We start from the raw sequence: 17,651 nt of genomic DNA, 5'->3' as shown, positions 1-17,651 counted from the left end.
TCACCTCCGGGTCGCCTGGCGCTGGACCCACAGATTGATGAGGACGGCGCCGAGCAGCATCACGCCGAGGAAGGCCTTGAACCAGTCGGGGTTCCAGCCGGCGTAGACGATGCCCTGCTGCACCATGCCGAACATGAAGGCGCCGAAGACCGGGCCGATCGCGGAGCCGGCGCCGCCGGTGAGCAGACAGCCGCCGATGACCGCCGCGGCGATGTAGATGAGCTCCTGGCCCACGCCCTCGCCGGACTGCACGGTGTTGAAGGAGAACAGGTTGTGCATGCCGACGAACCAGGCGCCGAAGCCGACCAGCACGAACAGCGAGATCTTGGTGAAGGTGACGGGGACGCCGACCGCGCGGGCGCTCTCCTTGTTGCCGCCGACGGCGAAGACCCAGTTGCCGTACTTGGTGCGCAGCAGCACCCAGGTGGCGAGGGCGGCGAAGACGAGCCACCACACCACGGTGATCTTCACCTGGACGCCGGCGACGTCGAAGCCGGAGGCGAAGAGCGCCTTGGCCTGGTCGAAGCCGTCCATGTCGACGACGCTGTCGGTGGCGACGTTGCCGGTGACCAGCTTGGTCACCGCCAGGTTCACGCCCTGCAGGATCAGGAAGGTGCCGAGGGTGACCAGGAAGCTGGGCAGCCCGGTCCTGACCAGCATCCAGCCGTTGAACGCGCCGATCCCCAGGGAGACCACCAGGGCGACGATCACGCCCGTCCACACGTTCAGGGTGAGCTGGTAGCTGAGCATGCTCGCGGTCAGCGCCGAGGTGACGACGGCGACGCCGGCCGAGAGGTCGAACTCGCCGCCGATCATCAGCAGGGCCACGGGCAGCGCCATGATCCCGATGACCGAGGACTGGTACAGGATGTTCGCCATGGAGCTGCCGTCCCGCACCGGCGGCGCGGCGAACAGGAAGAACACCATGACGGCCACGGCTCCGAGGAACACGCCGACCTCGGGGCGGGCGAGGAGCCGCAGTGCGAGCGGGCGCCGCACGGTGCGGCCGTCGCTCTGTCTCGGGCCGGGGGCCGGCGGTGGGGTCACCGCCGGCCCGGCCTGTGGGGCCGTGCTCATCACCGCGTGCCCTTCGCGGCGTACTCGGAGACCGCGTCGACGTTGGACTTGTCGACGAACGCCGGACCGGTCAGCACCGGCTGCTCACCGCCGCCGCTGTAGTTGCCGTTGTTCTTGTAGAGCCACAGGCCGTCGACGGCGAGGTAACCCTGCAGGTAGGGCTGCTGGTCCACGGCGAACTCGATGTCGCCGGCCTCGATCGCCTTGGTCAGCTCCTTGTTGAGGTCGAAGGTGGCGACCTTCGCCTTGCTGCCCGCGTCGCCCACCGACTGCACCGCGGTCGGCGCGAAGGGCGCGCCGAGGGTGACGACGTAGTCGATGGAGGAGTCCTGCTTCAGCTTCGCGGTGATCGTCGACTTCACCGACGGCATGTCGGTGCCGTTGACGTTGAGGATCTGGGTCTCGCCCTCGAAGGTCTCCTTCACCCCGTCGCACCGCTGGGTCAGGCCGACGTTGCCCTGCTCGTGGACGACGCAGACGGCGTTCTTCGCGCCGACCTCGTTCAGCTTCTTGCCGAACGCCTCGCCCGCCACCGACTCGTCCTGGCCGAAGAACTCCAGCAGGCCGAGGTCCTGCCAGTCGCTCAGCCCGGAATTGAGGCCGACGACGGGGATGCCGGCCGCGTCCGCCTTGGCTATGACGGCCTTCAGCGCGTCCGGCTTGGCGAGGGTGACCGCGATGCCGTCGACCTTCTGGTCGATCGCGTTCTGCACCAGGGTGGCCTGGCCGCCGGCGTTCGGGTCGGCGGAGTAGACGAGGTCGACGTTGTCCTTGGCGGCGGCGGCCTCGGCGCCCTTGCGGACGATGTCCCAGAAGGTGTCACCGGGCGCCTGGTGGGTGACCAGGGCGACCTTCATGCGGGGCGTCGACGCCTTGCCCGCGGAGGCGTCGGCTCCGCCCTCCTCGGACTTCTTGCCCCCGGAACCGCTGGAGCAGCCGGCGAGGGTCAGGGCGGCTGCCGCCGCGACCGCGACGAACGGCGCGATTCTGCGGGAGCGGGTGTGCGAAGAGCGGTCCATCTGTCCTGCACCTCACTGTGCTACGCGGGAAAGGGCGGGATTCCGAGGATCCGGTGCCCGGAGCCTCGGGAGTCCGGGGGGCTGTGCCATGGAACACGGCGGTCATGCTGGGACGCGATCCAATCCCCAGAACCGCCTGCTGTCAATACTTTGTCAAGACATCATTTCACTAACTAGTCCGAATGTAAGTACAAACTATTGACATCGCCGCCCTTCGAGACCTACACCTGTGAGGCGGCAGGTCCCGGAAACCACGCCCCACCGTGGCAGGGCACCCCGGGACCCGCATCCCCAGCAGCTCGAGGAGCGTCGCTCAATGGCCGTCCCACCACACTATTTCGACCTGATCACCATGGGCCGCATCGGGGTCGATCTTTATCCACTGGAGACCGGAGTTCCGCTGGCGCGGGTGGAGACCTTCGGGAAATTCCTGGGCGGATCGGCCGCCAATGTCGCGGTGGCGGCCGCCCGGATGGGTCGCTCCGCGGCCCTCATCACGCGCACCGGCGAAGACCCTTTCGGCACCTTTCTGCACGAGGCGCTGAAGGGGTTCGGCGTGGACGACCGCTGGGTCACCCCGGTCGCCGCGTACCCCACCCCCCTCACGTTCTGCGAGATCTTCCCGCCGGACGACTTCCCGCTGTACTTCTACCGCCGCCCCAAGGCCCCCGACCTGGAGATCCGCGCCGACGAGCTGGACCTGGCCGCCGTGCGCGCGGCCGGGATCTTCTGGGTCACCGGCACCGGACTGAGCGAGGAGCCCAGCCGCTCGGCCACCCTCACCGCCCTGGAGGCCCGCGCCGAGGCCGGCACCACCGTCTTCGACCTGGACTGGCGCCCCATGTTCTGGCAGGACCCGGACCGGGCCCGCCCGCACTACCGCGAGGCACTGCGGCACGCCACGGTCGCGGTCGGCAACCTCGACGAGTGCGAGGTCGCCACCGGGGTGCGCGAGCCCGAGGACTGCGCGGCGGCGCTGCTGGAAGCCGGTGTGGAGCTGGCCGTGGTCAAGCAGGGGCCGAAGGGCGTGCTCGCCGTGCACCGCGACGGCACCCGGGCCGTGGTGCCCCCGGTGCCGGTCGAGGTGGTCAACGGCCTCGGCGCGGGCGACGCCTTCGGCGGCTCGCTCTGCCACGGTCTGCTGGCCGGCTGGGACCTGGAGAAGACCATGCGGCACGCCAACGCCGCCGGCGCCCTCGTCGCCTCGCGCCTCGCCTGTTCGTCCGCCATGCCGACCGAACCGGAGGTCGCGGACCTGCTCGCGCGGGCCGCCTCGCCGGACGCGGCGGACCTGCCGGGCCAGTCCTGAACGGAGCCCTTCCTTGAACCTCAGCATCCCCGACCTCACCATGGTCCGGGCCCGCAACCCGGAGGCCGTCGCCGAGGCCGCCGCCCGCCGGGCACGGCGCCCGCTGATCGGCGCCGGCGGCCGGCTGATGATCGTGGCCGCCGACCACCCCGCCCGCGGCGCGCTCGGCATCGGCGACCGCCGGCTGGCCATGGCGAACCGCGCCGACCTGCTGGAACGCCTCTGCGTCGCACTGTCCCGGCCGGGCGTCGACGGCGTGCTGGCCACCGCCGACATCCTGGAGGACCTGCTGCTCCTCGGGGCGCTGGAGAACAAGGTCGTCATGGGCTCGATGAACCGGGGCGGCCTGGCCGGCGCGGCCTTCGAGATGGACGACCGCTTCACCGGCCACCGCGCCGAGGACATCGCCCGGCTGGGCTTCGACGCGGGCAAGCTGCTGCTCCGCGTCGACTACGACGACCCGGGCTCGCTGACCACCATGGAGTCCGCCGCCCGCGCGGTCGACGCCATGGCCGAACGCCGGCTGCCGGTGTTCGTGGAACCGTTCGTCTCCCGCCGGGGCGGGGACGGCCGGGTCCGCAACGACCTGTCCGCCGAGGCCGTCACCCGCTCCATCACGATCGCCTCCGGGCTGGGCGGCACCTCCGCCTACACCTGGCTGAAGCTTCCCGTCACCGACGACGTCGACGCCATGCCGGAGGTGCTGGGCGCCTCCACGCTGCCCGTCGTGCTGCTCGGCGGCGAGGTCGGCGACCAGGAGGCGGCGTACGCCCGGTGGGGCAAGGCGCTGCGGCTGCCCACCGTGATGGGGATGGTCGTCGGCCGCTCGCTGCTGTACCCGGCCGAGGGCAGTGTGGAGACGGCGGTCGACACGGCCGTCGGCCTGTTGTGAGGAACCCGACGAAGACGGAGGCACGGTATGACGCACCACCTTCCCGCGGGCAGGGCCCTCGCCGGCCCCTACGCCGTCGACGTGGGCCCGAGGACCGCCGGCTGGGATTACTCCGGCCTGCGCGTCCTTCAGCTGCCGCCCGGCGGCGCGCACACCTTCGACGCCGGTGACAGCGAGTGGATCGTGCTGCCGCTGAGCGGCGGCTGCACGGTCGCCGTGGCCGACGACTTCGGCCACGACACCTTCGAACTCGCCGGCCGTGCCAGTGTCTTCGAGGGCGTCACCGACTTCGCCTACGTCCCGCGCGACGCCCGCGCGACGGTGTCCTCGGCCGCCGGCGGACGGTTCGCGCTCACCGGGGCGCGCTGCACCCGCCGGCTGCCCGCCCGTTACGGACCGGCCTCCGGCGTCCCGGTGGAGCTGCGCGGCACCGGCACCTGTTCACGGCAGGTCAACAACTTCGGCGCGGCGGGCGTGTTCGAGTGCGACAGGCTCATCGCGGTGGAGGTGCTCACCCCGGGCGGCAACTGGTCGTCCTTCCCGCCGCACAAGCACGACGAGCACCGGCCCGGCGAGGAGTCCGCACTGGAGGAGATCTACTACTTCGAGTTCGCCGCCCACGACGGCACCCCCGGTCTCGGCTACCAGCGGGTCTCCCCGTCCGGACCGGGCCGCGGGACGGACGTGCTGGCCGAGGTGCGCGACGGCGACGTCGTCCTCGTCCCGGACGGCTGGCACGGGCCGTCCATGGCGGTGCCCGGCCACCACATGTACTACCTCAACGTCATGGCGGGGCCCGAGGCCGAACGCGCCTGGCTGATCCGCGACCACCCCGACCACGCCTGGATCCGCGACACCTGGCCGGAGCAGCCCGTCGACCCCCGACTCCCCCTCTACACCGCACCGGAGAGGTCCGCATGAGCGCCACCACCCGCCGACTGACCGCCGCCCAGGCCCTGGTGCGGTTCCTGTCCGCCCAGTACACCGAGCGGGACGGCGTGCGCCGTCGGCTGATCGCGGGCACCTGGGGCGTCTTCGGCCACGGCAACGTGGCGGGCGTCGGACAGGCGCTGGTCGAGCACCGCGAGGTCATGCCGTTCCACCAGGGCCGCAACGAGCAGGCGATGGTGCACGCCGCCGTCGGGTACGCCCGCCAGCTGAACCGGCTCTCCGCGCAGGCGGTGACGACCTCCATCGGCCCCGGCGCGACCAACCTGGTCACCGGCGCCGCGCTCGCCACCGTCAACCGGCTGCCGGTGCTGCTGCTGCCCGGCGACTACTTCGCCTCGCGCGTCGCCGACCCGCTGCTCCAGCAGCTGGAGCACCCGGCGGAGGCCGACGTGTCGGTCAACGACACGCTCCGTCCGGTGTCGCGGTACTTCGACCGCGTCACCCGTCCCGAGGCGCTGATCGCCTGCGCGCTCAACGCGATGCGGGTGCTCGCCGACCCGGCCGAGACCGGTGCGGTGACGCTGGCCCTCCCCCAGGACGTGCAGGCGGAGGCGTACGACTGGCCTGAGGAGTTCTTCGCCGAGCGCGTCTGGCCCGTACGCCGTCCCGCCCCGGACCCGGTGGAGCTGGCGGCGGCCGTGGCCGCCGTACGGGCGGCGCGGCGGCCGCTGATCGTCGCGGGCGGCGGCGTCCACCACAGCGAGGCCGAGGAGGCGCTGAGGGCGTTCGTGGACGCCACCGGCGTCCCGGTCGCCTCCACCCAGGCCGGCAAGGGCTCCCTGCGCCACGACCACCCGGCCGACCTCGGCGGCATCGGCCACACCGGAACGGCGGTGAGCGACGCACTCGCCCGCACCGCCGACCTGGTGATCGGCGTCGGCACCCGCTACTCCGACTTCACCACCGCCTCCGGCACCCTCTTCCAGAACCCCGACGTCCGCTTCCTCAACCTCAACATCACCGGCTTCGACGCCCACAAGCTGGCGGCGCGCACCCTGGTCTGCGACGCCCGCACCGGCCTGGAACAGCTGACCGGGGCGCTCGCCGGTCACCGCGTGGAGCCGTCGTACGAGGCGGAGTACCGGGCCGGCAAGGAGCGCTGGGAGCGGATCGTCGAGACCGCCTACCGCGCGGACGACGACACGGCCGTGCCGACGCAGACGCAGCTGCTCGGCGCGCTCGACGCGGTCGTCGGCGACACGGACGTGGTGATCAACGCGGCCGGTTCGCTCCCCGGCGACCTGCACAAGCTGTGGCGCGCGCGCAGTCCCCGCCAGTACCACCTGGAGTACGGCTACTCCTGCATGGGCTACGAGATCCCGGCCGCGCTCGGCGTGCAGCAGGCCGCGCCCGGCACCCCGGTGTGGGCGCTGGTCGGCGACGGCACCTACCTGATGAACCCCACCGAGATCGTCACCGCCGTCCAGGAGGGCCTCCCGGTCAACCTGGTCCTGGTCCAGAACCACGGGTACGCCTCCATCGGCGGCCTGTCGGAGTCGGTGGGCGCCGAGCGCTTCGGCACCGCCTACCGCCACCGGGCCGCCGACGGCGGCTTCACCGGCGCCCCGCTGCCTGTGGACCTCGCCGCGAACGCGGCCAGCCTCGGCATGGACGTCCTGCGCGCCAAGACCGTGCGGGAACTGCGGGACGCGCTGGCCGAGGCCCGCGCCTCCGACCGGCCGACCTGCGTGTACGTCGAGACCGACCCCGCGTCCACCGCTCCCCCGGCCGAGGCCTGGTGGGACGTGCCGGTGGCCGAGGTGTCCGCCCGCGAGGCCGCCGTCCGGGCCCGCGCCCGGTACGACTCCGAGGTCGCCGGGCGCCGCCGCCACCTCTGAACCGTCCGCGCTCCTCCCACAGGAAGGCACGTCCATGGCGAAGACCGACGACCCCGCGCGTGCAGCGGCCGGACCCGCGCCCGGCACCCTGGACTTCGCCCTGGACCGGGGCAGTCCGGTACCGCTGTACCACCAGCTCGCGCAGCAGCTGGAGGCGGCGATCGAGCAGGGCGTCCTCGCCCCCGGCGACCTGCTGGGCAACGAGGTCGACCTGTCCGTGCGGCTCGGCCTGTCCCGCCCCACCGTCCGCCAGGCCATCCAGTCCCTGGTCGACAAGGGACTCCTGGTCCGGCGGCGCGGGGTGGGCACGCAGGTGGTGCACAGCCGGGTCAGGCGTTCCCTGGAGCTGAGCAGTCTCTACGACGACCTGGAGGCGGCCGGACAGGGCCCGACCACGCAGGTGGTCCGCCACGAGACGGTCCCCGCGCCCCCGGACGTGGCGGCCGCCCTGCACCTGGCCGAGGGCGGCGAGGTGGTCCTGCTGGAACGCCTGCGCCGCACCCACGGCCGGCCGGTCGCCCTGCTGTGCAACTACCTCCCGTCGGGCCTGCTCGGCCTCGACAGCGCCCGCCTCGAGGCGACCGGCCTGTACCGGATGATGCGCTCGGCCGGCATCACCCTGCACAGCGCCCGCCAGAGGGTCGGCGCCCGCGCGGCCACCGCCCAGGAGGCCGGCCTGCTGGACGAGAAGGAGGGCGCCGCCCTGCTCACCATGGAGCGCACGGCGTACGACGACACCGGGCGGGCGGTGGAGCACGGCACCCACGTCTACCGCGCGTCCCGGTACTCGTTCGACTTCCAGCTGCTGGTCAGGTCCTGAGACCCGCGCTGAACGGGGTGACCGGACGCGGCAGGCGTTCGCCGTCCACGGTCAGGTCGACCGCCTCGTTGTAGAAGGCGAGGCGGTCCTTGATCGCGGCCACCGCGGGCAGCGGGTCGGGATAGCTCCACACGACGTGCGGCGGTACGGCTCCCCCGCCGCGCCAGGACCAGTAGGCGGCGGCCGTTCCCTTGTACGGGCACCGGGTGCTGTGGTCCGCGGCTTCGAAGAGGTCCAGGCGGACGTCCTCGCGCGGAAGGTAGTAGCGGGTCGGCAGCGAGGTCTCGAACAGCAGGACCGGGCTGGCCGAGTCGGCGACGACGGTGCCCTCGATCCCGACCCGGACGCGACGGCTGCTCGGCATCGCGTCCACCCGTTTGTACGGGTCGCGGGGGTGGACGAAGATCTCCTCGTCCTCCTCGTACCAGTGGTCGAGTCCGGTGTCGGTGCGCCCGAACCACGCGAAGGCGATGTACCCGGACAAGTCGTCGGCGGGGAAGGTCCAGGCGGCGTTCGGGCGCGGGCCGCCGCCGGCGTGGAGGTCGTAGAGGACCGTCGAACCGGTGTGGCTGCCCGTCCGGGGGTGCCGGGCGGGGCGGAGGAGGTCCGTGCGCACCTCCTCGCGGGGGAAGGCGTACTGCGGGACCGGCAGCCGGGGCTCCCAGACGAGGACCGGGTGGCGGCTGTCGACGACGGTGACGTCGCCGGCGGTGCCGCGCACCCAGCGCTCGCTGGGTTCCCACAGCAGGCCCTCGGGGGTCGCCCGCGGGGGACGGGCGGCGGGGTGGGTGGTCATGGCCGGGGCTCCCTCCGGTGCACGGCTCCCCCTTCCACCGTCCCACCAGTGGACGCGGATGTCCGGCTCAGTGCGCCGCGTCCAGCCGGGCCCGCTGCTCCGGCGACAGTTCCAGGTCCACCGCGGCCAGGTTCTCCTCCAGCTGCGCCGGGGACGACACCCCGGTCAGCGGGAGGATCGGCAGCTCGTGGCCGAGCTGCCAGGCCAGCACCACCTGGCCCGGCGTCGCCCCGGTCTCCCGGGCGACCTCGCGCAGCACCGCGAGGCGGGCGGGGGTGCCCGGGTGGTCGTAGTCGTGGGGCAGCCGTCCGGGGTGGGTGTAGGCGCCCTTGAGCAGCGGCGAGTAGGCGACCAGGGTCAGGGCGGGCTCGGCCCGCAGGTAGCCGGCCAGTTCCGCGCCCGCGTGGCCGAGGCTGCCGTCGGGGAAGAGGTCCTCGGGGACGTCGGTGCGGGGGCGCAGATAGCTGTGCTGGTACTGCAGGACCTCGTAGCCGGGCAGTTTGGCCGCCGCCGCGAGGGCGCGGGCCCGCTCCACCCGCCACACGGCCTGGTTGCTCACCCCGAGCAACCCCACCGCGCCCTCGGCGACCAGGGCCCCGAAGGCCTCGACCGTCTCGCGCTGGGGGACGGTGTGGTCGTCGATGTGCGCGTACAGCAGGTCCAGCCGCTCCAGCCCGAGCCGCTCGCGGCTGCGTTCGGACGACTCCCGGATCACCTTCGCGGAGAGGCCCTCGGCGTTGTCGGTGTAGCCGGTGCCGGGGGCGAGGGGGCGAGCACCGAGCTTGGTCGCGAAGACGACCTCGTCACCGACCCCGCGGCTGCGGCGCCAGCGGCCGAGCAGTTCCTCGCTCTGCCCGCCCTGGCCGCCGTCGGTCCAGAAGGCGTAGTTGTCGGACGTGTCGACGAAGTTCCCGCCCGCCTCGACGTAGCGGTCGAGCAGGGCGAAGGAGGTCCTCTCGTCGGTCACCGACCCGAACAGCATCGCCCCGAGCGCGAGCACGCTCACGCGACGGCGGTGCGGACCGGTGCCGATGGTGCGGTACTTCATGGGTGTCCCCTCCCGTGTCGCGCCCCGTCGTCGGGGCACGGACCGGGAGTCTTCCGCTTGAAGAGCGCTCCAAGTCAAGCGTGTTGTCCGCGGCACATCGCGGCGAAGCGGAAACCGGTCCACCCCGCGGTGCGTCCTGGACGACGGGTCGGACGGACGGGACATCAGGTGGAGCGGACGACAGCGGCGCCCCGAGGGGCGCGGCGCCGGGAGACGCGGGGGGCGGGGCCGGTCGCGGCGCGGATCATTCTGCGCTGAAGGGGGGCGGCCCGTGCGAAAAGGCCGTATCGGAGATCTCCGATACGGCCCGACGACCTGCTGTGTCGCAAGTCGGGACGACAGGATTTGAACCTGCGACCCCTTGACCCCCAGTCAAGTGCGCTACCAAGCTGCGCCACGTCCCGGTGCGACCGCGTGGGGCGAACCCGCGTGATCGCGCGAACAGCACTTTACCCCACGCCCCCGGGGCGGCCCGAATCGGGCCGGGCGCGGGACAATCGGCGTATGGGCAGCAGGGAGAGCACGTCGCCGGGCCGGAGGGCCGCCGCGCGGGACCGGGACAGTGAGGGGCGGGCGCGCAACGCCCGGCCGCGGGACGGGCTCGGGCGGCCCCTGCCCTACGGCGCGCCGGGGGTGCCCCGGCAGCCCGAGGGGGTGGTGCGGCGGCCGGAGGAGAGCGTCGCGGAGGCGCAGCGGCTGCTGGACGAGGGAAAGCCGTTCCACGCGCACGAGGTGTTCGAGGACGCCTGGAAGTCGGGGCCGCAGGAGGAGCGCGAGCTGTGGCGGGGGCTGGCGCAGCTCGCGGTGGGGCTCACCCATGCCGCCCGGGGGAACGCCACCGGCGGGGCGCGGCTGCTGCGGCGCGGGGCCGGCGCGGCGCAGGCGTGGGCCGCGGAAGCGGGGGGTGGGCGCCGGCCGCACGGGATCGACCTCCCCGGTGTGATCGCCTGGGCCCGGGAGCTGGCCGCCGAGGTCGAGGCGGGCGCCGCGGTGGACGCGGGGGCGCGGGCGCCCCGCCTGCGGGGTGCCTCCTGACGGAGGGACCGGGTGCGGTGCGCGCGCCGTCGGCGGCGTGCGGCAGACTCGGGGCGTGCGAGAGATTCATGTCATCGGTATCGGCGCGGGCGACCCCGACCAGCTGACCCTGCAGGCGGTCAAGGCCATGCGGAGCACGGACGTGTTCTTCATCCTGGACAAGGGCGGGGCGAAGGCGGACCTGACCCGGCTGCGCCGGGACATGCTCGACGCGCACCTGCCGGGGGGCGCCTACCGCGTGGTCGAAGCGCGTGACCCGGAGCGGGACCGGACGGCCGGCGGATCGGCCTACTCCCCCGCCGTCGGGGACTGGCGCAGCGCCCGCGCGGACATCTACGAGCGGATGATCTCCGAGGAGCTGGAGGAGGGCCGGACGGGGGCGTTCCTGGTGTGGGGGGACCCCTCGCTGTACGACAGCACGATCGGCATCCTCGAGGAGGTCCTGGAGCGCGGCCGCGTCGCCTTCGAGTACGACGTCGTGCCGGGCATCAGCAGTGTCTCGGCGCTGGTCGCCCGGCACCGCACGGGGCTCAACCGGGTCGCCCGTCCGGTGCAGATCACCACGGGGCGGCGGCTCGCCGAGGGGTTCCCGGAGGGCGTGGACGACGTGGTGGTGATGCTCGACGCCCACCAGGCCTTCCGCGCGTACGCCGACCAGGACGTCGACATCTACTGGGGCGCCTACATCGGTACGCCGGACGAGATCCTCGTCTCCGGGCCGCTCGCCGAGGCGGCCCCCCGGATCGAGCGGCTCCGCGCGGAGGCCCGCGAGCGCAAGGGCTGGATCATGGACACGTATCTGCTGCGCCGCCGACCGGCCGAGGGCTGAGCCGACGGTCACGTCAGGGCGTCCAGCCGGCGCAGGACCGCCGGCACGTCGTCGACCGCGGTGACTCCGTCCGGCAGGGGCGGGCGGCGTACGACGACGACCGGGAGGGCGAGGGCGCGGGCCGCGGTGAGTTTGGCGGCGGTCGCCGCGCCTCCGCTGTCCTTGGTCACCAGGACGTCGACGCGGTGCTCGCGCAGCAGGGCCGTCTCGCCGGCCACGGTGAAGGGGCCGCGGGCCAGCAGGACGTGCGTGTGCGGCGGCGTGGGCGGTTCGGGGGGTTCGACCGACCGGACGACGAAGCGCAGGTCCGTCAGGTGGGCGAAGGCCGCGAGGCCGAGGCGGCCGGTCGTGAGGAGGACCCGGCGTCCGAGCCGGGGCAGCAGCTCGGCGGCCGCGTCCAGGGAGGGGACCGGGTGCCAGTCGTCGCCCGGTCCCGGTTGCCAGCCCGGCCGGCGCAGGACCACCAACGGCAGCCCGGTGGCGGCCGCGGCCCGTGCCGCGTTCGCCGTGATGGCCCGCGCGAAGGGGTGGGTGGCGTCGACCACCGCGTCCACGCGCCGCCCGCGCAGCCAGTCCGCCAGCCCCTCCGCGCCGCCGAAGCCGCCGACGCGCACCTCCCCGGCGACCGCGCCCGGCCGGGACACGCGTCCGGCCAGGGAGGTCGTCACCCGGACTCCGGGGCGGGCGGACAGCTCGGCGGCCAGTGCGCGTGCCTCGGCGGTGCCGCCGAGGACCAGGACGTGGAGGGACATGGCGCCGAGGGTACGAGGCCCGTGCGCCCCGCCCGGCACCGGGCCGCCCGACGAAGATCACCGTCCGGCCGCGCACACGTGCGCACACGCCCTACGATGACGCCGGGTGACGGGAGGAAGCATGGCCGTGGACTGGAACGGGCGGGGTTACCACGCCCAGCGGTGGGCGGCACGGGGGGCACTGGCCGCCGCCGCGCTCGCGGTGGCGACCCCCCTCGTCTACGGCGGGCTGCGCGGTCTGCTGCTGCTGGTGTGCGGGATCGCGGGGCTGGGACTCAGCGCGGCCGCCGTGTGGTGGACGCTGACCCTGCGGGGCCCGCTGCGGTGGGTGTCCGCGATGACGGCCGTGTGCGTGCCGGCCGCCCTGATCACCCTGTTCGCGGTGACCCTGTTCTGGGCGCTGCTGGTGTCCCTGACCCTGTGGGGGCTGGCGGTGTGGAGCGGCAGGTTCGCGCTGCGCGGCACGGCCGGCGGGCAGGCCCAGGTGCGGGAGCGGCGGCTGCCGCCGCCCCGGAGGCCGGTGCTGATCATGAACCCCCGGTCGGGCGGCGGCAAGGTGGGCCGGTTCCGGCTGCGGGAGAAGGCGGAGCGCCTGGGCGCCCGGGTGGTGCTGCTCGATCCCGGCCGGCAGCACGACGTCACGGCGCTGGCCCGGGCGGCCGTCGCGGACGGCGCGGACCTGCTGGGCGCGGCCGGCGGGGACGGCACGCAGGCGCTGGTGGCGGCCGTGGCCGCGGAGCACGACATCCCGTTCCTGGTGATCAGCGCCGGGACCCGCAATCACTTCGCCCTGGACCTCGGCCTGGACCGCGGCGACCCGGCCGCCTGTCTCGACGCGCTCACGGACGGCGTCGAACTCCGCGTCGACCTGGGTTTCGCGGGTGGGCAGCCGTTCGTGAACAACGCCTCCTTCGGCGCGTACGCGGCGATCGTGCAGAGCCCCGCCTACCGCGACGACAAGATCGGCACCAGTCTGGAGATGCTGCCCGGTCTGCTGACCGGCCGGCAGGGACCCCGGCTGGTCGCCCGCGCGGGGGACACCACGCTCGTCGCGCCGCAGGCCGTGCTGGTCAGCAACAATCCCTACCGCACCGGCGACCCCTTCGGCCTCGGCCGGCGGGAGCGGCTCGACTCCGCCGTGCTCGGTGTCCTCGGCGTGCGGCTGGAGGGCGCCATCAGCGCCGCCGCCCTGCTGCTGAACCCCGAGCCGAGCGGACTGACCATCACGACCGCCACCGAGGTCGTCATCGAGGCGGACCGCGCGGAGATCGAGGCCGGGATCGACGGGGAGGCCCTGGTGCTGCCCGCCCCCGTCCACTGCCGCATCGCGCCCGGCGCACTGCGCGTCCGGGTCCCGCGCAGGCGGCCCGGTGTCGCACAGGCCCCGCCGCGACTGGACTGGCGGCGGCTGCGCAAGCTGGCGGCGACGGTCGGCCGTACCGCCGCGCCGAGCCGGCTGCACCACTCCCACCGGGCACCCCGTGAACCGCAGCGGCCGGCCGGGCCCCGCTCAGGACACCAGTAGCTGTACGCCGCCCACCACCGTCGCCGCGATCACCAGCCGTTCGAAGAGCCGCTGGTCGATCCTGCTCACCGCCCACGTGCCGAGGAACGCGCCGGGCACCACGAACAGCACGAGCGCCGCGTCGAGGAGCAGCGAGTCGGCGTCGATCAGACCGAGCCCGGCGCTGAAGGGCAGCTTGGAGGTGTTGACGATCAGGAAGAAGAACGCCGAGGTGCCCAGGAAGCCGAGTTTCCGGAAGCCCGCGGAGAGCAGGTACAGCGACATCACCGGGCCGCCCGCGTTGGCGACCATGGTGGTGAAGCCGCCGAGGACGCCGTAGGAGCGGGCCTTGGCGCGGTCCGCCCGGGTGGCGACCCCGTCCGGCTCCCGGTCCGCGTCGGCCGTCCGCCGACGCCACACCGTCACCCCGGCCATCAGCAGCAGGATCGCCCCGATGGAGATCCGTACGATCCCGTCGTCCGCCCACACCAGGAACAGGGTTCCGGCGACGACGCCCGCCGCGACGGCCGGGAACAGCCGCCACAGCGTGGGCCAGTGGGCGTGCCGGCGGTAGATGAGGACGGCTAGCACGTCCCCGGCGATCAGGACGGGCAGCAGGACTCCGGTGGAGGCCTTGGCGGGCAGCACGGCGGCGAAGACGGCGAGGCTGACCGTGTTGGCCCCGCTGACGGCGGTCTTGGAGAAGCCGACGAGCAGGGCCGCGAGGGCGAGCGCGGCGAATTCCCAGCCGTTGAGGTGCCAGAGTGTCATCGTGTTCATCGCGGGGACCGATGCTATGCGCAAGCAATCGACGCCCGTGGGACCGTCTCACCCGATGGCGCCCCGAAGCGCCGGTCAGTGCCTCTCGACCAGCACCGCGCTGCCCTGTCCCACACCCACGCACATGGTCGCCAGGCCGCGTCCGGCGCCGGTGCGGCGCATGCGGTGCAGCAGGGTGGTGAGGATGCGGGCGCCGGAGCAGCCCAGCGGGTGCCCCAGGGCGATCGCCCCGCCGCTGGGGTTGACCAGGTCGGGGTCGATGCCGAGCCGGTCGACGCAGGCCAGGGCCTGGGCCGCGAACGCCTCGTTGAACTCGGCCTCCTGGAGGTCGCCGATCGTCCAGCCGGCGCGGGCGAGCACCTTGCGGGTGGCGGGGACGGGGCCGATGCCCATGACGTCCGGGTGGACGCCGGCGGAGGCTCCGGCGACGTAGCGGCCGAGCGACTCCAGGCCCAGCTCGTTCAGGGCCTCCTCGCTGACCAGGATCAGGCCGGCGGCGCCGTCGTTCATCGGGGAGGCGTTGCCCGCGGTGACCGAGCCGCCCGCGCGGAAGACGGGCTTGAGCCGGCCCAGCTTCTCGAGCGAGGTGTCCTCGCGGACGCACTCGTCGGTGTCGACGACCATCCCGTCCGGGCGGGTCACGGGCAGGAGCTCGTCGTCGAAGTGGCCGTTCTTCCGGGCCTCGGCGGCGCGCTGGTGGCTGCGCAGGGCGAACTCGTCCTGGCGGTCGCGCGCGATGCCGTACCGGGTGGCGACCTCCTCGGCCGTCTCGCCCATCGCCAGCACCCCGTGGAGCTCCTTCATCACGGGGTTGACCAGCCGCCAGCCGAGGCGGGTGTCGGCGGTCTCCATGCGGTGCGGGAGGGCCTCGTCGGGGCGGGGCAGGACGAAGGGGGCGCGGCTCATCGACTCGGAGCCGCCCGCGATGACGATGTCGGCCTCGCCGGCCGCGATGGTGCGGGCGGCGGTGGTGACGGCCTCCATGCCGGAGGCGCACAGCCGGTTGACCGTGGCGCCCGGGACGGACTCGGGGAGGCCGGCGAGCAGGGCGGCCATGCGGGCGACGTTGCGGTTGTCCTCGCCGGCCTGGTTGGCGGCGCCCCAGTAGACCTCGTCGACACGGGCCGGGTCCAGCGCGGGCACGTCGGCGACCAGGCCGCGGATCACGGCGGCGGCGAGATCGTCGGGCCGTACGGCGGAGAGGGCTCCGCGCAGTTTGCCGATGGGGGTGCGGCGGGCGGCCGCGAAGTGGACGGGACGCACGAGAGAACTCCTGACCGATGCCGGTGGCTGTGCCGGGTGAGCGACGAACACTCCAAATTAGCACCGCTAGTTTTGGACTGTAGTCCCCGGACGGCCCGACGGGAAGGCCCCGTGCCCGCGGTCGCGTCCCGTCCCGCGGCCGGGGCCGGGTTTGTGGCGGGGGGCCGGGGGGCACCCGCGCGTCCATGAAGTGGTTGCGGAGCGCGGCCCGCGCGGAAGGGGACCCGGAGGTCCTCCTCCCCGTCGGGCCGACGGGGCCGCCGTCACGGGACCTCGCCGCCGCGCGGTGTCCCGGCTTCGCGCTCGGCGGCCGGACCCCGGACGTCCGGGGCGGCGCCGGCGGGGACGGGCGCGAGGCTGCGCTCCGCGGGACCACGGACGATTCGACAAGGAGGAACAGCACCCCATGACCGTTGTGAGGAGCACCCTGCCCGACGAGGCCCGCCGGGTTTCCTGCGAGGCCCTCCAGGACACCCTGGTGGACCTGCTCGGGCTGTCGCTGATCGGGAAGCAGGCGCACTGGAACGTCGTGGGTCCGCGGTTCCGTTCCGTCCACCTCCAGCTGGACGAGGTGGTCTCCGCCGCACGCGCCCACGCCGACACGGTGGCGGAGCGGGCCGCGGCGCTCGGCGTGCCGCCGGACGGCCGCCCGGAGACCATCGCCAAGGTCTTCTCGCTGCCGGCCCCGAAGGAGGGCTGGCTGCGCGACTCGGAGGCCGTGAAGGTGATGACGGAGGCGCTCGGCACGGCCGTCGCGCGCCTGCGCGAGCGCATCGACGCCACCGAGAAGGCGGACCTGGTCACCCAGGACCTGCTGATCTCCGTCACCGCGGACCTGGAGAAGCAGCGCTGGATGTTCGAGGCGGAGAACTTCCCGGGCGAGGCCTGACCTCCCCGGCACCGGCGAAGCACACGCACGTAAGGGGCACATCATGAGCGACGCCCTCGAGATGGACGCGCTGTGGGAGGACTTCCACCGCGTGGTGAACATGACCTCGGCGGAACTGGCGGCCTGGCTGCGGGTGAGCGACGCCGGCGAGGCCGTCGAGCCGCTGCCGGACCGGGCGGGCAGCGAGACGGGGCAGCACGTCCTCGCCATCCTGCAGAAACGCCGCACCGACCTCACCGAGGACGACCTGCGGGTGATGGCGGAGGTCGTGGACACCGTCACGGCGCAGACGGACCCGGAGAACGAGCCCGTGGCCGAGGACGCATCCCGCCGGCACCGCCTGATGACCCTCGGCCACGACCCGCTCAAGCCGTAGCCGCCGCGGCGGCCGGGACGAGCGGGTGGTCCGCGCCCCCGTCGGCGCGCACGGCCGGACGTACGCGGAGGAGGCCGGCCTCGGGCTGAAGGACGTCCCGCAGCCGCTGTACCGGCTGCTGGTGCCGGCCCACCTGCTCAGTGCCCGGATCAAGGGGACGATCGCCGTGGCCTCCGCCCGTGCCCTGCACGAGGCGGGGCTGCGCGATCCCCGTCGCATGGCCGGGGCGTCCTGACGGGAACGGATGGACGCGCTCGGCCGGGACGGCCATCGGCGCTACGACGAGCGCACCGCGACCCAACCGGGCGACGCGGCGGAACTGTTGATCGAACGCTGGGGCGATGACCTGCGCGGGCTCCGCAAGGAGGCGGACGGTGACCGTCGCCCTGGGGCACGACTGCCCGCGGCTACGGGGCGTGCAGGGTCAGGTCGACGACCAGGGCCCGGTGGTCGGTGTCCGGGAGGGCGAGGAA

At 73.7% G+C, this 17,651-nt stretch carries 17 protein-coding genes, 1 tRNA gene and 1 pseudogene; 11 read left to right on the top strand and 8 right to left on the bottom strand.

The features are described 5' to 3' along the window. Positions 1 to 1,077 (bottom strand): ABC transporter permease, encoded by a 1,077-nt coding sequence (locus ABTY20_RS28960; protein ID WP_352000036.1) that lies wholly within the window; start codon positions 1,075 to 1,077, stop codon positions 1 to 3. Next, positions 1,077 to 2,096 carry a sugar ABC transporter substrate-binding protein gene (locus ABTY20_RS28955; RefSeq protein WP_352000034.1) on the bottom strand — a complete coding sequence of 340 codons (1,020 nt, stop codon included), beginning with the start codon at positions 2,094 to 2,096 and terminating at the stop codon, positions 1,077 to 1,079. Before ABTY20_RS28955 ends, ABTY20_RS28960 begins: the two co-directional genes overlap by 1 nt. Positions 2,097 to 2,412: 316 nt before the next feature. Between ABTY20_RS28955 and iolC the strand changes: the two genes are divergently transcribed. The 5 genes from iolC to ABTY20_RS28930 are packed head-to-tail and all read left to right on the top strand — an operon-like array spanning position 2,413 to position 7,906. Further along, positions 2,413 to 3,405 carry a 5-dehydro-2-deoxygluconokinase gene (gene iolC / locus ABTY20_RS28950; RefSeq protein ID WP_352000033.1) on the top strand — a complete coding sequence of 331 codons (993 nt, stop codon included), beginning with the start codon at positions 2,413 to 2,415 and terminating at the stop codon, positions 3,403 to 3,405. A gap of 13 nt (positions 3,406 to 3,418) precedes the next feature. Then, positions 3,419 to 4,297 (top strand): Cgl0159 family (beta/alpha)8-fold protein, encoded by an 879-nt coding sequence (locus tag ABTY20_RS28945; RefSeq protein WP_352000031.1) that lies wholly within the window; start codon positions 3,419 to 3,421, stop codon positions 4,295 to 4,297. Positions 4,298 to 4,324: 27 nt separating this feature from the next. Then, complete coding sequence (gene iolB, locus ABTY20_RS28940; RefSeq protein ID WP_352000030.1) at positions 4,325 to 5,218, top strand: 5-deoxy-glucuronate isomerase; 894 nt, start codon at positions 4,325 to 4,327, stop codon at positions 5,216 to 5,218. Further along, complete coding sequence (iolD, locus tag ABTY20_RS28935; RefSeq protein ID WP_352000028.1) at positions 5,215 to 7,086, top strand: 3D-(3,5/4)-trihydroxycyclohexane-1,2-dione acylhydrolase (decyclizing); 1,872 nt, start codon at positions 5,215 to 5,217, stop codon at positions 7,084 to 7,086. The genes iolB and iolD overlap by 4 nt, the downstream gene beginning before the upstream one ends. Before the next feature lie 34 nt (positions 7,087 to 7,120). Then, a complete protein-coding gene (locus ABTY20_RS28930) occupies positions 7,121 to 7,906 on the top strand; it encodes a GntR family transcriptional regulator (protein ID WP_352000026.1) in 786 nt (261 codons plus the stop codon). On the opposite strand, the gene ABTY20_RS28925 is transcribed toward ABTY20_RS28930, so the two are convergent. From ABTY20_RS28925 to ABTY20_RS28915, 3 genes are all read right to left on the bottom strand, one after another. After that, a complete protein-coding gene (locus ABTY20_RS28925) occupies positions 7,896 to 8,702 on the bottom strand; it encodes a DUF427 domain-containing protein (protein WP_352000024.1) in 807 nt (268 codons plus the stop codon). The genes ABTY20_RS28930 and ABTY20_RS28925 overlap by 11 nt on opposite strands. Positions 8,703 to 8,769: 67 nt before the next feature. Further along, positions 8,770 to 9,750 (bottom strand): aldo/keto reductase, encoded by a 981-nt coding sequence (locus tag ABTY20_RS28920; RefSeq protein WP_352000022.1) that lies wholly within the window; start codon positions 9,748 to 9,750, stop codon positions 8,770 to 8,772. Positions 9,751 to 10,080: 330 nt separating this feature from the next. Further along, a tRNA-Pro gene (locus ABTY20_RS28915) sits at positions 10,081 to 10,154 on the bottom strand. Between the two features lie 100 nt (positions 10,155 to 10,254). Between ABTY20_RS28915 and ABTY20_RS28910 the strand changes: the two genes are divergently transcribed. Both ABTY20_RS28910 and cobF read left to right on the top strand, forming a co-directional pair. Beyond that, positions 10,255 to 10,785 carry a DUF309 domain-containing protein gene (locus ABTY20_RS28910; RefSeq protein ID WP_352000020.1) on the top strand — a complete coding sequence of 177 codons (531 nt, stop codon included), beginning with the start codon at positions 10,255 to 10,257 and terminating at the stop codon, positions 10,783 to 10,785. Between the two features lie 55 nt (positions 10,786 to 10,840). Continuing rightward, positions 10,841 to 11,614: a precorrin-6A synthase (deacetylating) gene (cobF, locus tag ABTY20_RS28905; protein ID WP_352000019.1), complete on the top strand. Its 774-nt coding sequence runs from the start codon at positions 10,841 to 10,843 to the stop codon at positions 11,612 to 11,614. Between the two features lie 8 nt (positions 11,615 to 11,622). On the opposite strand, the gene ABTY20_RS28900 is transcribed toward cobF, so the two are convergent. After that, a complete protein-coding gene (locus ABTY20_RS28900) occupies positions 11,623 to 12,366 on the bottom strand; it encodes a cobalt-precorrin-6A reductase (protein ID WP_352000017.1) in 744 nt (247 codons plus the stop codon). A 121-nt stretch (positions 12,367 to 12,487) separates the two neighbouring features. Here ABTY20_RS28900 and ABTY20_RS28895 point away from each other — a divergent pair, with 121 nt between their 5' ends. Next, positions 12,488 to 13,891: a diacylglycerol/lipid kinase family protein gene (locus ABTY20_RS28895; RefSeq protein WP_352000016.1), complete on the top strand. Its 1,404-nt coding sequence runs from the start codon at positions 12,488 to 12,490 to the stop codon at positions 13,889 to 13,891. Here the strand turns inward: ABTY20_RS28895 and ABTY20_RS28890 are convergent. Together ABTY20_RS28890 and ABTY20_RS28885 are read right to left on the bottom strand one after the other, a co-directional pair. Then, entirely contained in the window at positions 13,877 to 14,650 is a 774-nt protein-coding gene (locus tag ABTY20_RS28890) for a sulfite exporter TauE/SafE family protein (protein WP_352000015.1), read from the bottom strand. The genes ABTY20_RS28895 and ABTY20_RS28890 overlap by 15 nt on opposite strands. 75 nt (positions 14,651 to 14,725) lie before the next feature. Further along, the gene (locus tag ABTY20_RS28885; RefSeq protein ID WP_352000013.1) at positions 14,726 to 15,913 is read right to left on the bottom strand and encodes a thiolase family protein; all 1,188 of its coding nucleotides are present in this window, start codon (positions 15,911 to 15,913) and stop codon (positions 14,726 to 14,728) included. Between the two features lie 406 nt (positions 15,914 to 16,319). Here ABTY20_RS28885 and ABTY20_RS28880 point away from each other — a divergent pair, with 406 nt between their 5' ends. The 3 genes and pseudogenes from ABTY20_RS28880 to ABTY20_RS28870 all read left to right on the top strand — a co-directional run. Further along, positions 16,320 to 16,802, top strand: coding sequence for a Dps family protein (locus tag ABTY20_RS28880; protein WP_352000011.1), 483 nt, complete (start codon positions 16,320 to 16,322; stop codon positions 16,800 to 16,802). A 43-nt stretch (positions 16,803 to 16,845) separates the two neighbouring features. Further along, entirely contained in the window at positions 16,846 to 17,178 is a 333-nt protein-coding gene (locus ABTY20_RS28875) for a DUF3140 domain-containing protein (protein WP_352000009.1), read from the top strand. A gap of 25 nt (positions 17,179 to 17,203) precedes the next feature. Then, positions 17,204 to 17,557: pseudogene (locus tag ABTY20_RS28870) on the top strand (endonuclease); the annotation flags it as partial. Positions 17,558 to 17,651 lie beyond the last annotated feature (94 nt).

This window comes from Streptomyces sp. NPDC126497 (genome assembly GCF_040302425.1).
GTDB lineage: Bacteria > Actinomycetota > Actinomycetes > Streptomycetales > Streptomycetaceae > Streptomyces.
Note: the sequence above shows the minus strand (reverse complement) of the source record. Positions and strands in the feature narration are given on the sequence as shown.

What these genes read in the sequence shown, in the direction of transcription:
- ABTY20_RS28900 (WP_352000017.1), bottom strand. Translation starts at nt 12,366, where the DNA reads ATGTCCCTCCACGTCCTGGTCCTCGGCGGCACCGCCGAGGCACGCGCA.
- ABTY20_RS28875 (WP_352000009.1), top strand. Translation starts at nt 16,846, where the DNA reads ATGAGCGACGCCCTCGAGATGGACGCGCTGTGGGAGGACTTCCACCGC.
- ABTY20_RS28890 (WP_352000015.1), bottom strand. Translation starts at nt 14,650, where the DNA reads ATGAACACGATGACACTCTGGCACCTCAACGGCTGGGAATTCGCCGCG.
- ABTY20_RS28925 (WP_352000024.1), bottom strand. Translation starts at nt 8,702, where the DNA reads ATGACCACCCACCCCGCCGCCCGTCCCCCGCGGGCGACCCCCGAGGGC.
- ABTY20_RS28880 (WP_352000011.1), top strand. Translation starts at nt 16,320, where the DNA reads ATGACCGTTGTGAGGAGCACCCTGCCCGACGAGGCCCGCCGGGTTTCC.
- iolC (WP_352000033.1), top strand. Translation starts at nt 2,413, where the DNA reads ATGGCCGTCCCACCACACTATTTCGACCTGATCACCATGGGCCGCATC.
- ABTY20_RS28910 (WP_352000020.1), top strand. Translation starts at nt 10,255, where the DNA reads ATGGGCAGCAGGGAGAGCACGTCGCCGGGCCGGAGGGCCGCCGCGCGG.
- ABTY20_RS28920 (WP_352000022.1), bottom strand. Translation starts at nt 9,750, where the DNA reads ATGAAGTACCGCACCATCGGCACCGGTCCGCACCGCCGTCGCGTGAGC.
- ABTY20_RS28930 (WP_352000026.1), top strand. Translation starts at nt 7,121, where the DNA reads ATGGCGAAGACCGACGACCCCGCGCGTGCAGCGGCCGGACCCGCGCCC.
- iolB (WP_352000030.1), top strand. Translation starts at nt 4,325, where the DNA reads ATGACGCACCACCTTCCCGCGGGCAGGGCCCTCGCCGGCCCCTACGCC.
- ABTY20_RS28960 (WP_352000036.1), bottom strand. Translation starts at nt 1,077, where the DNA reads ATGAGCACGGCCCCACAGGCCGGGCCGGCGGTGACCCCACCGCCGGCC.
- iolD (WP_352000028.1), top strand. Translation starts at nt 5,215, where the DNA reads ATGAGCGCCACCACCCGCCGACTGACCGCCGCCCAGGCCCTGGTGCGG.
- ABTY20_RS28895 (WP_352000016.1), top strand. Translation starts at nt 12,488, where the DNA reads ATGGCCGTGGACTGGAACGGGCGGGGTTACCACGCCCAGCGGTGGGCG.
- ABTY20_RS28955 (WP_352000034.1), bottom strand. Translation starts at nt 2,096, where the DNA reads ATGGACCGCTCTTCGCACACCCGCTCCCGCAGAATCGCGCCGTTCGTC.